The following is a 15,288-nucleotide window of genomic DNA, read 5'->3' on the forward strand; positions in this document are numbered from 1 at the left end:
TGAGCAGTTCGACCGGATCGTGGCGTCGGCTGGATGAGGAAGACCGCTGACGAGGTGGTTGCTGTACAGCAGAGGGTTACAGCAACAGGGCCGTACAGCGCCTCGTGTTGACGCCCGTCATCACATGCCGGAGCAGGGAGGAAGCCCCTACAGCTCCTGACCGGCTCCCGTCTGCAAGCAGGAAGTCAGGGGTGCCAGTTACAGGAGAAGAGCGCTCACCGCTCGGCGCGGAGGTTCAGGATGGAGAATTCCTCCAATCGTCCGGTCCCGCTGTCTCATCTGCGGAGGGAACTGCGATGTCGGTCTTGGCACCCCAGCCAGTTAGGCGGGCGTCGACGACGTGGGAAATCGAGCGCTTGCCGAGCTGTTCGGACCAGGAGGTCCGGACTCTGCGTACCAGTTGGTCCTCTCCGAGCCAGAGCTGCCACGAGAGGTTTGTCTTCGCATACTTCCCAGTGGGCGTCCCATCGTGTTGGTCGCGGAACGCGGGTGACACCTTGTAGAGGTCGCCGAAGGCGATTGTTCCCTGGTAGATGGTGGTGCGGGTGTTGTCGTAGGTGCCTCCACGACGTTTGGACTCAGTCGTGGCCAGTACCGCGTTCAGCGCTGCCGGATGAGCGAGGTCGATCCCGCCGGACTCCAGGAAGGGACGGATCTTCTCGTTCTCGGAGAGGAGGACCCAGGTCTTTCCCTCGGGAGCGGGGCAGATCCAGCCTTGGCAGTACCTCCGGCCCTTGAGCGTGAGGAACCGTGGCGCAGGTTGAGGGAAGTCGGGGCTGGCGACGTCCCTGACGTCGGTAGCCGTCACCGTGCCCTTGCCGAACTGGACGCGGGTCTTCTTGCGGTAACTCCTACTTTCCCCGGTTTCCCTCGAAGTGAAGACCTCTGACATGGTCACGCCACGGCTCTCGACCAGTTGACGCCTGAGTGCGTCGGCCGGGCCGGCAGGGGTCGTCTGAGCATGCGCGGCTGTGCTGAGTTCGGTGACCGCGACGGACACGGTCATCGCGACGGTCAACGTGGCGGCCCATCGTCTCATCCGAGCGTCCTCTCTCGATCCTCCCCCATACCGGGTCGGCACTCCAGACGATCTCGTCTCAAGGTCTCTTTTGGATCACCGCTGATGGGGGCCATGCCCCACGTTCGTGCATTTCGTGGAGGAGTGCTGTACAGCAGGGCGTAAAGCAACACCGCCTCACGCGATCACATGGCATCAACTCGCGTCCCCCGCTTCAGCAGGGCAGGAGGCTGCGAACGTGGTTGCTGCCGTTCCCTACAGATCAGATGGTCAGGTGTCGTACATGCCGTCCCATGGTTCGTAGAAGCCGATGTTGTTCGGGTAGAACTCGGCGTGTTCTTCGCCTTCGAAGGTTTCGATGACCAGGCCGAACAGCACCCCGTCGAACGTGTGCTGGAAGGGCCGGATGGCGATGTCGTCGAAGCGAAGTCCCGGAAGCGCGTCGAGCCAGTGCTTCAGTCTCTCGCGGGCGAGGTCGACGCTTGCCCGATGGTCGTCCTCGGCACCGGTGTGCTCGATGCGAGAGTCCAGGTGGTGGCCGGCGGCGTCGAAGGTGTGCAGAACGGCGTACCAGCGTTTGTGCGTCCGCCAGTCGTCGGTGCGGGTGTAGCCCTCACGGAAGGCGGCGATGACGGATCCGAAGAACTGGCCGCCTTCCCAATGGCCGATCGTGCCGGTGTGATAGTCCGGTTCGTAAACGATGGGGATGATCTCGGGGACTGCCATACGCGGGAGAGTAGCCATGAGGACCGACAACACTCCGGACTGTCATGATCTTGCTGACGCCGACGCCAAGGCGGCGGCCTCCTCCACGATGGCGCGCCGCTCGGCGTCGTCGTCGGCGAGCAGGTCGAGCGCCATGCGTGCGAGCGCGGCCTGCTCCTGGTAGGGCGATGCGGAGAAGCCCTTGGGCTCCAGTGCCCTGGGGTCGAGGCTGACGTGGTCGACCCGTTGACCCGCCGAGCGGAAGCGGCGCACGGCGTTGTGGCCGGCCAGCAGCGTGACCGCGCCGGTGATCGCGCTGCGGCCGGCGAGCAGCGCCTCGCTCAGTTGCGCGATCGTCTGCTGGGGCGGCCTGCAGTTGAGCAGGTAGCCGAGCACCCGGCCGGCCACGGGCGGAAAGTCGTGTCATCTGTGGCATCAGGCAGGGCGTGAGATCGCCGCGGCATCCAGGGCGAGCCGGGCCACCGGCTGCGGGCCGGTCCGTAAGCTGATGGTGTGTCCCCCGAACTGGTCCTGCTCGACGGCGTCCGCTGGCAGGGTGTCCGCGTGGTCGGCGATCGCGCGCACACCCTGCTGGCCGTGCTCGCCCTGAACGGCCGGGCGGGGGTCGGTGACGAGCGGCTGGTCGAGGAGCTGTGGCCCGACGAGGCGCCGGCCAACCCGACGAAGGCGCTGCAGGTGGTCGTCTCGCGGACCAGGGCGGCGACCGGCGCCGGCGTCGTGGAGCGGATCCCGCGGGGGTACCGGCTCGGGCTGGCGGCGCAGCAGGTGGACGCGTTGCGGCTGGGCCTGCTGGTGGAGGAGGCGCGGGCGGCGCTGGGCGCGGACGACGTGGCGGGGGCGCGGAGCCGCGCCGAGGAGGCCATGGGGCTGGCGGCGGGCGGGATGGACGGCGCCACGGGCGCGCTGGCCGAGCTGAGGAGCGTCGCGGGCGAGTGGGCGGCCGAGGCGCGGCGGGTGGCGGCGGTCGCGCGGGGGCGGAGCGGCGCGCACGAGAGCGCGTTGCCGCTGCTGGAGGAGGCCGCCGGCGAGCGCCCGCACGACGAGGAGCTGCTGGCCTGCCTGCTGCGCAGCGAGGCGGCGGTGCGAGGCGCCGCCGCGGCGCTGGAGCGCTACGAGCGGTACCGCGCGGGGCTGGTCGCGCGGCTCGGCACGGAGCCGGGGCCCGAGCTGGCCCGCGTGTACGGCGAGCTGCTGGTCGCCGATCGGCCGGTGCGCCAGGGCATCCTGTTCGACGGCTCGTCGCTGCTCGGCCGCGACGACGACATCCGGGCGGTGCACGCCCTGCTGCAGTCCCATCGGGTGGTCTCCATCATCGGCCCGGGCGGGCTGGGCAAGACGCGGCTGGCCCACGTGGCCGGCAGGAGGGCGGCGCAGCCCGTCGCCCACTTCGTGGAGCTGGTCGGCGTCTCCTCGCCCGAGGGGGTGGTGGGCGAGGTGGGCTCGGCGCTGGGGGTGCGGGACTCCGTACGGGGACGTCACGCCCTGACCGCCGAGCAGCGGGCCGACGTGCGCGCGCGGATCGCCCAGCAGCTCGACCAGGCGCCGGCGCTGCTGATCCTGGACAACTGCGAGCACGTGATCGACGCGGTGGCCGATCTGGTCGGGTTCCTGACCGTGACGACGCGGGATCTGCGGGTGCTCACCACCTCGCGCGCCCCCCTGTCGATCCCCGCCGAACGGGTCTACCTGCTCGGCGAGCTGCCCGAGGGCGACGCCGTCGAGCTGTTCCGGCAGCGGGCCACGGCCGCCCGGCCCGGGGTGCGGCTCCACGACGGGGTGATCGGGAAGGTCGTCGCCCGCCTCGACGGGCTGCCGCTCGCGATCGAGCTGGCGGCGGCCAAGGTGCGGGTGATGTCGGTGGAGGAGATCGCGCGGCGGCTGGCGGACCGGTTCGCGCTGCTGCGCGGCGGGAACCGTACGGCTCCCGACCGGCACCAGACGCTGCTGGCGGTCATCGACTGGTCGTGGAACCTGCTGGCGGAGCCGGAGCGGCGCGCGTTGCGGTGGTTGTCGCTGTTCGGCGACGGATTCACGCTGGAGGCGGCCGAGCACGTGCTCGGCCCGGACGCCCTGCACGTCGTGGACGCGTTGACCGAGCAGTCGATGCTGAGCGTCCGCGAGACCGCGTACGGCCTGCGCTACCGGATGCTGGAGACCGTCAGGGAGTTCGGCCGGATGCGGCTGGAGGAGGCGGGCGAGCAGGAGCCGGCCAGGGCGGCGCAGCGGGCCTGGGCGACGGAGTACGCGCTCCGGCACGCCTCCCTGCTGTTCAGCCCGGCGCAGCTGGAGGCGGCCGACGCGCTGCGCGCCGAGGAGGGCAACCTCGCGGACCTGCTCCGGCAGGCTCTCGGCGAGTGCGACCAGGTCACGACGGTCCAGTTGCTGGCCGGGGTCGGCGCGCTGTGGTCGATCCGCGGCGACCATCTCCGGATCATCGCCCACCGGGATGCGATCATCCAGGTGATCACGGGCTGGTGGCCGCCGGAGCACCTCGTCGAGGTGACCAGGGTCGCCATGCTGATCACGTTGATGAACGTCATCGTCACCACCGACCGCCGCGACGACGCGCTGCGCGACCTGCTCCGCAAGCTGCCCACCAGCGACGCGACGGATGCCCGCATCGCGGCGATGGCCCAGGTGGCGCTCGCCAGCCACGCGACCGACGGCGCCGAGATGCACCGCCGGCTGGCGGAGCTGCGCCGCAGCCCCGACCCGGACGTGGCCAGGGCGACGACGTACGCGAGTGTGCACGTCCTGGAGAACGCGGGGGACGTGCACGGCGCGATCGAGGCGGCCGAGCGGATGCTGACGCTGGTCTCGAAGGACGAGGGGCCGTGGTTCGCGGCGATCATGCACTCCGTGCTGGCCCACCTGGTCATGCAGCTCGGCGACCGGCGGCGGGCGGTGGAGCACGCGCGGGTCGCCATCCCGGTGCTGAGCCGGCTCGGCGCCGCCGACGACGAGACGCAGCTCCGCGCGCTGCTGCTGACGTCCGCGCTGGCCGACGGCGATCTCGGCACCGCGCAGGCCGAGCTGGCCGCGATCGAGCGGATCACCGACAGGGAGGTCGTGCTCGGCGGGGTGGCGATGGTCTCGTTGTGCGCGGCCGAGGTTGCGCTCGCCCGCGGGGAGACGGCCGCCGCGCTGGAGGAGTACCGCACGGCCGTCCGCCGGGCGCGCGGCCTGCGCCTGCCCGGGGTGCCGATGACGGAGTTCACGCCGTGGATGCTCGTGGCCGAGTCGGCCACCCTGACGGCGTACGCGTACCACGCCCAGCCGGAGGACGTCCGGTACGGCGCGGAGCTGTTCGCCACCATCTGCGGCTACAACGCGCTGGACGTGAACGATCCCGCCCTCGACTACCCGCTGTGCGGTGCGATGCTCTTCGCGCTCGGCGCCTGGGGGCTGCTGCGGGAGGCCATGCCTCCCGGCGACGCGATCGGGCTGCTGGTGCTGGCCGAGCGGTTCGCGTACAACAGCACCACGCCGAGCATGGCGTTCGAACGGATCGAGCCGTACGCGGAGCGGGCCGCGCCGGGGGCGATCGACGCCAGGCGGGCCGAGTACGGCGACCGGCGCGGCTCGGACCTGCTCGGCGAGGCACGCGAGCTCGTCGAGCAGGTACGCGACAGGGGCGGGTCACATGTGCCGCTTGTAGCTGCGCACCGACAGCGGCGCGAAGATCGCGATGACGATCAGCGACGCCAGGAGCGTCCAGGCCACCTCGCCGCTGACGACCGCGCTGTTGGCGAGGTCCCGGGCGGCCGTGACCAGGTGTGAGACGGGGTTGATCCGGACGAACGCCGCCAGCCAGCCGGGCAGCGTCTCGACGGGCACGAACGCGTTCGACAGGAACGTCAGCGGGAACAGGATCATCATGGAGATGCCCTGGACGGCCTGCGCGCTGCGGGCGATCGTGCCGACCCAGGTGAAGACCCACGCCAGCGACCAGCCGGTGAAGATGGCGAGCAGGATCGCGGCGAGCACGCCGCCCATCCCGCCGCCCGGGCGGTAGCCCATCACCAGGCCCATGCCGAAGGTCAGCGTGGCCGCGATCGTGTACCGCAGCAGGTCGGCCACCATCGGCCCGGCGAGCGGCGCGATCCGGGCGATCGGCAATGACTTGAACCGGTCGAAGACGCCCTTCTCCATGTCCTCGCGCAGCTGGGTGCCCGTGGCCATGCACGTGGTCAGCACGGTCTGGGCGAGGATGCCGGGGATCATCAGGGGCAGGTAGCTCTCCACGTCACCCGCGATGGCGCCGCCGAAGATGAAGGCGAACATCGCGGTGAACAGGATGGGCTGCAACGCCACGTCGAAGAACTGCTCGGGGTTCCTGCGCATCTTCTTCAGCGCCCGCCACGCCATCGTCAGCGTCTGGCCGACGGTCTCGCCCGGGGAGACGCGCCGCCGGGCGGCGGCCACGCGGTCGGCGGCTCTGACGGTCTCGCGCTCGGGTGCGATCGTGGTGGTCATCGGCTCTCCTCCGTACCGTTCTGGCCGTCCCCGTCGGTCTCGTGGCCGGTGAGGACCAGGAACACCTCGTCCAGGCTGGGCTTGGCCACGCTCACCGAGGAGATCGACACCCCGGCGGTACGCAGCGCGATCAGCACGTCGGCGGCCAGGTCGGCCTGTTCGAGCGCGACGTTGAGCCGGCCCTGCTCCGGGCTGAGCACCGGCTCGGAGCCGAGCACGCGCCGCACGACCTCCATGGCGGCGGGCACCTCGCCCGGCTCGGCGAGGAGTAGTTGGAGGGTGGAGTTGCCGACCGCGGCCTTCAGCTCGTCAGGAGTGCCCTCGGCGACCTTGCGGCCGTGGTCGATGACGGCGACGCGGTCGGCGAGCTGGTCGGCCTCGTCCAGGTACTGCGTGGTCAGCAGCACCGTGCAGCCGCCGGCGACCAGGCCGCGGATGGTGTCCCACATCTGGCCGCGCGTCCGCGGGTCGAGGCCGGTGGTGGGCTCGTCGAGGAAGATCAGCGGCGGCCTGGTGATCAGGCTGGCCGCCAGGTCGAGGCGCCTGCGCATGCCGCCGGAGAACTGCGCGATGGGCTTGTCGGCGGCCTTCTCCAGGCCGAACTGGCCCAGCAGGTCGATGGCGATGCTGCGGGCACGCGGCGCGGCGATGCCCTGGAGGCGGCTGAAGAGCCAGAGGTTCTCGCGGGCGGTCAGGTTCTCGTCGACCGAGGCGTACTGTCCGGTGACGCCGACGAGCTGGCGGATCACGTGCGGGTTGCCGGCCACGTCCACGCCGAAGATCTCGGCGCGGCCCGCGTCGATCGTCAGGAGGGTGGCGAGCATCCGTAGGGTCGTGGTCTTGCCGGCGCCGTTCGGGCCGAGGACGCCGAAGATCTCACCGGGGCGTACGTGCAGGTCGATCCCGTCGACGGCACGGTGCTCGCCGAACGACTTCGCCAGCCCTTCCGTACGTACGGCCAGATCGCCGCCCCCGGTGCGTCCGAGTTCTGCGATGTTCATGGCTCCACTGTCGGGGGCGGCGGTTTCACGGCGCCCTCACCTGGTTTCACCAGCCCTCACGACCCGGCCAGGGGGCTATGACATCGCTGCCACACGCGCCTGGTCCTCCAGGAGGTCGACGACCGTCTCCACGTCGTTCGCACTCACCGTCTGATGCAGGCCCTTGAGGATGTCGGTGTCGTCGAGCCGGACTCCGCGCCTGGTCGCGTAGAGCACCCCCTCGTCGCTGAAGAAGAACGACCAGTCGGGGAACGCGGTGCGGAGCGCTTCTACATCGTGACCCACTGTAGTCATACGGTCACTCTAACGAGCCTGCCCGCAGCCGGTCCAGCCCCCGTTGTCGTGCGATAACGGCGCATCCTAGGATCACCTGGGAACGATGCCACACCAGGGGAGCTCATGACCGGCGTTACCGTTCTCGACCAGGGATGGGAGCTTCGGGGCTTCCTCGGCGACGACTGGCAACTGCATCGGGCCCAGCTGCACGCCCGCGAAGGAGCCGGTCACGGAGGGTGGTCGCCCGCCCGGGTGCCCGGCAGCGTGCTGGCCGACCTGCTGGCCGCCGGCCAGGTGCCGGACCCGTACGTCGGCACGCAGAGCCTGCTCTCGGAGTGGGTGCCGCAGCGGACCTGGGTGTACCGCACCCGGCTGCGCCCGCCCGCGCTCGCGCCGGGGGAACGGGCGTTCCTGGAGTTCGACGGCATCGACTACGCGGCGGCCGTCTACCTCGACGGGCACCTCCTCGCCACCCACGAGGGCACGTACGTCCCCCTCGTCGTCGAGGTCACCGGGCACCTGGGGGACGGCGAGCACACGCTGGCCGTCGTCGTCGAGCCGGCCCCGGTCAGCGAGCCGCAGGTCGGCTACACGGACAAGGTCCGCGTGCACAAGGGCCGCATGGGGTACGGCTGGGACTTCTGCCCCCGCCTCGTCCACCAGGGCTTGTGGGGCCAGGTCCGGCTGCGTACGACGGGCCCGTCCCGCCTGGCCGGCGTGTGGGCCCGCCCCGCACCCGGCGGCCGCGTCACCGTCGAGCTGGACGTGGACGGACCGGACGGCACCGCCGAATGCGTTTTGCGCGCCCCGGACGGCTCGATCGCCGCCAAGGCCACGGTCCCCCGCCACGGCGCCGTGCTCCAGGTGGACGACCCTCGGCCCTGGCACCTCAACGGCACGGGCCGCCCGGACCTCTACACGCTCACCACCACCCTCCCCACCGGCGACGAGCACCGCCTCCGCCTCGGCTTCCGCGACGTCCGCTTCACCGGCGACCCGGGCACCCTCCCCTACCGCCTGACCGTCAACGGCACCCCCACCGCCATCAAGGGCTGGAACTGGGTCCCCGCCGACGCCCTCTACGGCGCCACCGGCCGGGCCAAGCTCCGCCACCTGCTCACCCTGGCCCGCGACGCCGGCGTGAACATGCTGCGGGTCTGGGGCGGCGGCCTCATCGAGACGGAGGACTTCTACGACCTGTGCGACGAGTACGGCATCCTCGTCTGGCAGGAGTTCGCCCAGTCCAGCTCCGGGATGCGCAGCCTGCCCAGCGACGACGCGGCGTTCGTGGCCCGGATGGCGGCCGAGGCCGAGCGCATCGTCCCGGCCCGCCGCAACCATCCGAGCCTGGCCATCTGGTGCGGCGGCAACGAGTTGCAGCGCGCCGACGGCGTGCCGCTGGCGGACGCCGACTCCCCGGTGCTGGCCGCCCTGCACGAGGTGGTGGCCCGGCTCGACCCGGACCGGCACTGGCTGCCGACGTCCCCGTCGGGCCCGGTGTTCGGCAACACCCTGGAGAGCGTGCGTACCGGGCCCGAGCACCACGACGTGCACGGCCCCTGGGAGCACCAGGGCCTGGACGACCACTACCGGCTCTACGACGAGGGCCGCGCCCTGCTGCTGAGCGAGTTCGGCGTGGAGGGCATGAGCAACCTGCGGGCGATCGAGTCCGTCGTGCCCGCCGCCGCCCGCCGGCTCCCCACCCACCGCGACCCCGTCTGGAACCACCTGGGCCGCTGGTGGAACAACGAGCCGCTGGTCCAGGAGGCGTTCGGCGGCGGCATCGGCGATCTGGCCACGATGTCCAGGGCCAGCCAGCTCCTGCAGGCCGACGGGCTGCGGTACGCGATCGAGGCCGGCCGGCGCCGGTCGCGGAGCCGCGGCGTGCTGCCCTGGCAGCTCAACGAGTCCTTCCCCAACGGGTGGTGCACGGCGGCCGTGGACTACTTCGGCGAGCCGAAGGCGGCCTACCACTACGTGCGGCGCGCGTACCGGCCGATGCACGTGTGCGCGGCGCTCGGGGCGCCGCGCGTCACCGACCTCGACGCGACCGTCTGGGCCTGGTGGGGCCCGGGAGCGGCGCAGGTCAGCGCGCGCGTGCTGCGCCTCGACGGTGGCGTGGTGGCCGAGCGGAGCTGGACCGCGCCCGCCGAGGGCCGGATCGGGGAGCTGCGCCGCCCGGGCCTGACGGGCCTGTTCCTGCTCGACCTGTCCGTACGCGCGGGCGACCGCACCGCCTCGAACCGGTACCTGCTGACCGCGGACGCCGGCTTCGGCGACCTGCTCACCCTGCCGCCCGCCAGGGTGACGACCACCTTGGAGACCACGGGCCCGACCTGGACGCTGCGCCTGCGGCACGAGGAGGGGCCGGCGGCCGTGTTCCTGCGCCTGCTCGACGCCCGCCCGGCCGCGGAGCCGGGCTGGGTGCGGTGGGACGACAACGCCTTCGACCTGCTGCCCGGCGAGGAACGGGTGGTACGCGGCGAGTGGGACGGTGTGCCGGAGGACCGGCGCCGCGTGCGGATCGACGGCTGGAACGTCTCCGTCGAGACAACCACCCGCCAAAGCTAACTATATGCATTAATCTAGCGACCGTGAGTAACGGAGTCCTGGCGCGCGTCCTGCACCGCATCGGCCGCCGCGGCGCCTCGCTGGCCTTCGTGGGCCTGCTCTGCTTAGCCATCGCCGCCTCCCTGGCTTTCGCTCCTCCCGGCCAGCGCGCGGCCCCGGGTTACGCCGTGCTCGCCGCCATCGCCCCGCTCGAGGTCTGGGCGGTGGCCTGGTGCGCCACGGGCACGTTGTGCCTGGTGCAGATGTTCCTGCGCTCCGACCGCCTCGCCTTCGCGGCCGCCACGGCGCTGCTCATGCTGTACGGCCTGGTGTACCTGATCTCGACCTTCACCGGCGACAACCCGCGCGGCTGGGTGGGCGCCGCGGTCTGGCTGGCGTTCGGCGGCTGGATCGCGCTGATCGCGACCTGGCCCGAGGCCGTCACGGCGGACCGGCCGACGGGCGGCGCGGCGGTCGTCGTCGCCGACGCCGACGGGCTCATCCAGTCGTGGAACCCGCAGGCCGCCAAGCTGTTCGGGTGGAGCACCGAGGAGGCGGTGGGCCGGCCGCTGACCATCCTCATGCCGCCGCGCCTGCGCGACCGGCACGTGGAGGGCCTGGCCAGGGTACGCGTCACCGGCGTGTCCGAGCTGGCGGGCCACATCATCCCGCTGGTCGGGCTGCGGCGCGACGGCAGCGAGTTCCCCATCGCGCTGACCGTCAACGCCTGGCACGGCGACGACGGCATCGCCTACACCGGAGTGATCAGGCCCATGCGGGGCGGCGATGCTGACTGACATCCTCATCCAGGTGGCCATCGGCGCCGTACCGCTCGGGGTGGCCTACCTCGCCTTCCGTTCGGCCACCGACGCCAACAGGAAGACCCACCAGACCGCGCTGCTCCAGGTCGAGCGGCAGGCGGAGCTGGAACGTTCGAAGGTGGACGCCGAGGCGTTCCTGCGGGCCAAGACGATCTACGAGGACGCGCTCGACCAGCTGGAGAAGCAGCTCACCCGCATGCAGAGCCAGGCCGCCCAGGTGAGCACCGACCTGGCAGAGGAGCAGAACGCCTCCACGGCGATGCGCGACCAGATCCGCCGCCTGCAGGCGCAGATCAGGGCGCTCGACCGGACGGTGGTCACGCTGCGGACCCAGCTCCTGGCCGCGGGCCTGTCACCCGCGCCGACCTCCGAGACCACGGGCCCGTACCAGCTCCGGCACCCGCCGCAGGAGTGAACGGGGGTGGACAGCGGCCCGGGCCGTCTGTCACCATCGGTCACATGATCATGCGAAGGGAGGGCGCCACCGCCCTCGATCGGTGAGCGCTCACGCGCAGCGGGAAGCTGCCGAGATCCGCGAGCAATGGCTGGGCCGAGCGCTTTCGACGCTGCCCGCCGACCGTCCGGCCGCCGAGGCGGCCATCTCCTCCCTGTACGACCTGATCGGGCTGCCGCCGCCCCGCTTCCACTGGGCCGCCTCACCCCTCACCGCGCTGGCGACCGTGCCACCGGGGCTGGGCCGCGCGGAGAGCCTGGAACGGGTGGCCGAATGGCCGCTGCCGCCCCGGCTCATCGCGCTCAGGAACGAGCTGCGCCGCGGCCTCGACGCCAAGGTGCGAGGGCTGCAGCAACCGCTCGACCAGCTCATCAGGCGTACGGTCCAGTCCCCGCTGCTCACCAGCACCGGCGCCTGCCTGCTCCAGCCGCTCCAGCGGGCCCACACCGGGGAGTTCTCCTGGAGCAACCGCTGGTACGAGAGCCAGCTCGTCCCCTGGATCGCCCACTACGACGCCCTGCGCCGGGTCGCCGGGGTGGTGTTCACCGCCGAGCAGCTCCGGCAGTGGGAGCTGTGGGCGACGGTGGCGGCGTCGTGCCACTGGTGGTGGCCGGCCGAGCACGTGTGCGTCGTGTCCGAGCGGCCCGTCGCCCTGCACACGGAGGTGTCGGGCGATGAGGGCCAGGTGCGGCTGCACCACGCGGACGGCCCGGCCCTGCGCTACGCCGACGGCTGGGCCCTGCACTCCTGGCACGGCACCCGCGTACCGGCCTGGGTGATCGCCGGCCCGACCGCCGAACGCATCGCGGCCGAGACCAACGTCGAGGTCAGGCGGTGCGCCATCGAGCGCCTCGGCTGGCCCGAGTACGTCGAGCAGGCCGGGCTGAGGCTGGTCGGCACGGCGCCCGACCCCGGCAACCCCGGCTCCGAGCTGCGGCTCTACGACATGCGGCGGGAGACGAAGGTGCTCGTCGCGGTGAACGGCTCCGTCGAGCGCGACGGCCGGCGCCGCCGGTACGGGCTGACCGTGCCCGGCCACTTCACCGACCCGCTCGCCGCCGCCGGCTGGACGTACGGGCTGTCCGCCGAGCAGTACTCCCGACTCCTGCGCAGAACCTGAAGGTGATCCAGATGAACATGACCCTTGCCGAGCTCACCAGCAGAACCGGGCTCACCGTCCTCGACCACCTCGAACAGTCCGTACGGATCCCCGTCCTGGACGGCCTCCAGGCCCAGGGCGACCTGATCGTCATCCCGATGCGCGAGGTCGACGTCACCGTGTGGGGCGACGCCAGGTGGCAGCCCGTCCCCGCCGAGGGCGTGGAGCTGCTGCGCGGCGCCGCCGGTGGCAACCCGCACACGCTCGTCGCCGAGCCGGGCACCTGCCGCTGGACCAGGCTCGTCCGGGACGGGCAGGGCCTGGCGATCGGCGTGTTCGACGCCACCGCTCCCGTCTACCTGCTGCATCCCGAACACGGGGGCTCGGGATGCGCGCCCGGTACGTACGTGGTGCGGCGGCAGCGCGAGCACGAGGGCAGCCGCTCCCGCCTGGTCGCGGACTGACTAGTCGCTGATCAGCACGTCGGCCAGCAGTTCAGCCGAGCGCATCCAGGCCTTCCTGTCGGGCGCCGAGAACGCCACGATCAGCTCGTCGGCCCGGGCGTGCTCGGCGAACCGCTCCACGTACGCCTTCACCTCGGCGGGGTTCCCGACCGCCGAGTACTTGGCCATCTGCACGAGCTGCTGCCCGGCCGGGGAGTCGAGGATCATGTCGGCCTCCTCGGTGGTGAACGTGCGCCCCCGCCCGAGGAACCTGCTCACCCTGAGCCGCTTGGAGTCCAGGAACTGCTCCTCGGCCTCCTCGGTGGTCTCGGCCGCGATCACGTTCAGCGCGGCGATCACGTACGGCTCGGCGAGCTGTGCCGACGGCTTGAACTCCTGCCGGTAGACCGCGACGGCCTCCTCCAGCGCGGCGGGCGCGAAGTGCGAGGCGAACGCGTACGGCAGGCCCAGCATGGCGGCGAGCTGGGCGCCGAACAGGGAGGAGCCGAGGATGTAGAGCGGCACGTCCGTGCCCTTGCCCGGCGTGGCGTGCACGCCGGGGATGCGGGTCTCGCCCGTCAGGTAGCCCTGCAGCTCCAGCACGTCCTGCGGGAAGGAGTCGGCGGAGGCGGGGCTGCGGCGCAGCGCCCGCATCGTCTGCTGGTCGCTGCCCGGCGCCCGGCCGAGCCCGAGGTCGATGCGCCCCGGGTGCAGCGTCTCCAGCGTGCCGAACTGCTCGGCGATGGTGAGCGGCGAGTGGTTCGGCAGCATGACGCCGCCCGCTCCCAGGCGGATCGTCCGGGTGTGGGCGGCGACGTGGGCGATGAGCACGCTCGTGGCCGAGGAGGCGATGCTGTCCATGTTGTGGTGCTCGGCGTACCAGATGCGCCGGTATCCGAGCTCCTCGGCCCGCTGGGCCAGGGCGACGCTGGCGGCGAAACTGTCCGCCGCGGTCTCGCCCTCGCCTATGTGCGCCAGATCCAGGATGGACAGCGGCAGAGCCATAAGTACGCGCCTTTCGCAGACCGGTTGACCTGGCAGTGGACAACAGCCGCGAAAGGCGCGTTATTTCATGACGAGGTGCACGTCACCGTGGAGGGGGTGCCGCTCTGCCCGTTGACGAGGAAGCCGAACGTGGTGCTCGCGCCGGCGGCCAGCGTGCCGTTCCAGTTGAGGTTCGTGACGCTGACGGCGCCGCTGGAGCCGGACAGGGTGCCGTTCCAGAGCTGCGAGATCGTCTGGCCGCCCGGCAGCGTCCAGCCGACCCGCCAGGAACTGGTCTGCGCCGAGCCGGTGTTCTTGACGGTGACCTCGCCCTGGAAGCCACCCGACCACTGGCTCGTCACCTTGTACGTGGCGGTACAGCCCCCTGGCCCGGTCGTCGGGGTGATCGTGGGGGTGACGGTCGGCGTGGAGGTGCCGCCCGCCGCGACGGCCAGGTCGTACGCGCGCTGCGGCACGAACTGCCCGGCACTGGCGATGCAGCCGTCCGCCTCGCCCGGAGGCTTGACCCAGAGGTAGGCGTCGATGGCCGGGTCGCCCGTCTCCGTGGTGCTCCAGAGGCCCGTGGCGCGGCCCGCCGGGTCGCACCACTCGCTGCCGGACGGGCCGTTGCCGTTGCGGCTGGTGTCGATGACCGCCTTCAGCCGGGACACGCCGGTCGCCGCGATGATGCTCTTCGCGTACGAGACGAGGCCGGGCGTGGCGCGGTAGTTCGAGGTGTTGACCGCGAGGCCGTCGGCGCTGTTGGCCACGTCCGCGCCGACCAGCCTGGAGGCGGCCTCCGAGGCGGACAGCCAGCCGTCGTGGCCGATGTCGAAGTACACCTTGGCCTGCGACGACGCCTGCTTGAACCGCTTGCCCGCGTAGGCCATGGAGGCCTTCACCTGGGCCTGCTCCGAGGCGTTCATGCAGTTGGTCATGATCGCCAGGGCGTCGGGTTCGAGCACGATGGAGGCGGGGCGGCCCGCCAGACCCGCCGCGATCTCGTCGATCCAGGCGCGGTAGGCCGTGTGGTCGGGGGCGCCGCCCGCGCTGGGGCCGCCGCAGTCGCGGTTCGGCATCGCGTAGACGGCCATGATCGGGATCTTGCCCGCCGCCGCGGCGGCGCCGACGTACGCGTCCACCTGGCTGCGCACGGTCGAGGGGTTGTACGTGGCGAACCAGCGCCCCTGCGGCACGGCGGCGATGCGGTCCCTGATCACCGGGGTGCGGCTGTCGTTCGGGTTGGCGGCCACCCACTTGGCGGCGTTGGTCTGCGGATCCACGTAGAAAGCGGAGTCGGCGGCCTGCGCGCTGGGGGTGGACATGACCACCGCTCCCGCCGCGGCCATGGCGGCCGCCGTGACGAGCACCGCCCACATGGGCCTTCTGCGAGACATGTAGATAACTCCGTCCGTCGGGTGGGAGCGCTCCCGCGGGCAC

The 15,288-nt window shown here is 71.7% G+C and carries 13 protein-coding genes and 1 pseudogene; 6 read left to right on the forward strand and 8 right to left on the reverse strand.

Going from position 1 to position 15,288, the window contains the following annotated elements:
* Window positions 1–235: 235 nt before the first annotated feature.
* The 3 genes from HD593_RS57040 to HD593_RS57050 all read right to left on the reverse strand — a co-directional run bounded on the left by HD593_RS57040 (window position 236) and on the right by HD593_RS57050 (window position 2,131).
* Window positions 236–1,039, reverse strand: coding sequence for a hypothetical protein (locus tag HD593_RS57040; RefSeq protein WP_185111169.1), 804 nt, complete (start codon window positions 1,037–1,039; stop codon window positions 236–238).
* 249 nt (window positions 1,040–1,288) lie between these two features.
* A complete protein-coding gene (locus HD593_RS57045) occupies window positions 1,289–1,744 on the reverse strand; it encodes a hypothetical protein (protein WP_185111170.1) in 456 nt (151 codons plus the stop codon).
* Window positions 1,745–1,786: 42 nt separating this feature from the next.
* On the reverse strand, window positions 1,787–2,131 hold the full coding sequence (locus tag HD593_RS57050) for a hypothetical protein (RefSeq protein ID WP_185111171.1): 345 nt from the start codon (window positions 2,129–2,131) through the stop codon (window positions 1,787–1,789).
* 378 nt (window positions 2,132–2,509) lie between these two features.
* Between HD593_RS57050 and HD593_RS63050 the strand changes: the two are divergent.
* Window positions 2,510–3,331, forward strand: a pseudogene (locus tag HD593_RS63050) (BTAD domain-containing putative transcriptional regulator); the annotation flags it as partial.
* 2,052 nt (window positions 3,332–5,383) lie between these two features.
* Here HD593_RS63050 and HD593_RS57060 read toward each other — a convergent pair.
* The 3 genes from HD593_RS57060 to HD593_RS57070 form a co-directional block, all read right to left on the reverse strand.
* The gene (locus HD593_RS57060) at window positions 5,384–6,220 is read right to left on the reverse strand and encodes an ABC transporter permease (RefSeq protein WP_185111172.1); all 837 of its coding nucleotides are present in this window, start codon (window positions 6,218–6,220) and stop codon (window positions 5,384–5,386) included.
* On the reverse strand, window positions 6,217–7,221 hold the full coding sequence (locus HD593_RS57065; RefSeq protein ID WP_185111173.1) for an ATP-binding cassette domain-containing protein: 1,005 nt from the start codon (window positions 7,219–7,221) through the stop codon (window positions 6,217–6,219). Before HD593_RS57065 ends, HD593_RS57060 begins: the two co-directional genes overlap by 4 nt.
* A 75-nt stretch (window positions 7,222–7,296) precedes the next feature.
* Window positions 7,297–7,515, reverse strand: a complete 219-nt coding sequence (locus HD593_RS57070) for a hypothetical protein (protein ID WP_185111174.1) — start codon at window positions 7,513–7,515, stop codon at window positions 7,297–7,299.
* Between the two features lie 105 nt (window positions 7,516–7,620).
* Here HD593_RS57070 and HD593_RS57075 point away from each other — a divergent pair, with 105 nt between their 5' ends.
* The 5 genes from HD593_RS57075 to HD593_RS57095 all read left to right on the forward strand — a co-directional run bounded on the left by HD593_RS57075 (window position 7,621) and on the right by HD593_RS57095 (window position 12,885).
* On the forward strand, window positions 7,621–10,068 hold the full coding sequence (locus HD593_RS57075) for a glycoside hydrolase family 2 protein (protein ID WP_185111175.1): 2,448 nt from the start codon (window positions 7,621–7,623) through the stop codon (window positions 10,066–10,068).
* Window positions 10,069–10,091: 23 nt separating this feature from the next.
* The gene (locus HD593_RS64910) at window positions 10,092–10,844 is read left to right on the forward strand and encodes a PAS domain S-box protein (RefSeq protein WP_185111176.1); all 753 of its coding nucleotides are present in this window, start codon (window positions 10,092–10,094) and stop codon (window positions 10,842–10,844) included.
* Window positions 10,834–11,283 carry a hypothetical protein gene (locus HD593_RS57085; protein WP_185111177.1) on the forward strand — a complete coding sequence of 150 codons (450 nt, stop codon included), beginning with the start codon at window positions 10,834–10,836 and terminating at the stop codon, window positions 11,281–11,283. The genes HD593_RS64910 and HD593_RS57085 overlap by 11 nt, the downstream gene beginning before the upstream one ends.
* Before the next feature lie 82 nt (window positions 11,284–11,365).
* Window positions 11,366–12,442 carry a DUF6745 domain-containing protein gene (locus tag HD593_RS57090; protein WP_185111178.1) on the forward strand — a complete coding sequence of 359 codons (1,077 nt, stop codon included), beginning with the start codon at window positions 11,366–11,368 and terminating at the stop codon, window positions 12,440–12,442.
* Between the two features lie 11 nt (window positions 12,443–12,453).
* Complete coding sequence (locus tag HD593_RS57095; protein WP_185111179.1) at window positions 12,454–12,885, forward strand: hypothetical protein; 432 nt, start codon at window positions 12,454–12,456, stop codon at window positions 12,883–12,885.
* On the opposite strand, the gene HD593_RS57100 is transcribed toward HD593_RS57095, so the two are convergent.
* Window positions 12,886–13,869 carry an LLM class flavin-dependent oxidoreductase gene (locus tag HD593_RS57100; RefSeq protein WP_185111180.1) on the reverse strand — a complete coding sequence of 328 codons (984 nt, stop codon included), beginning with the start codon at window positions 13,867–13,869 and terminating at the stop codon, window positions 12,886–12,888. It abuts the gene before it with no gap.
* Window positions 13,870–13,934: 65 nt separating this feature from the next.
* Window positions 13,935–15,245 (reverse strand): glycoside hydrolase family 6 protein, encoded by a 1,311-nt coding sequence (locus tag HD593_RS57105; protein ID WP_221525447.1) that lies wholly within the window; start codon window positions 15,243–15,245, stop codon window positions 13,935–13,937.
* Window positions 15,246–15,288 lie beyond the last annotated feature (43 nt).

The sequence above is a fragment of the Nonomuraea rubra genome, assembly GCF_014207985.1.
Classification (GTDB): Bacteria; Actinomycetota; Actinomycetes; order Streptosporangiales; family Streptosporangiaceae; genus Nonomuraea; species Nonomuraea rubra.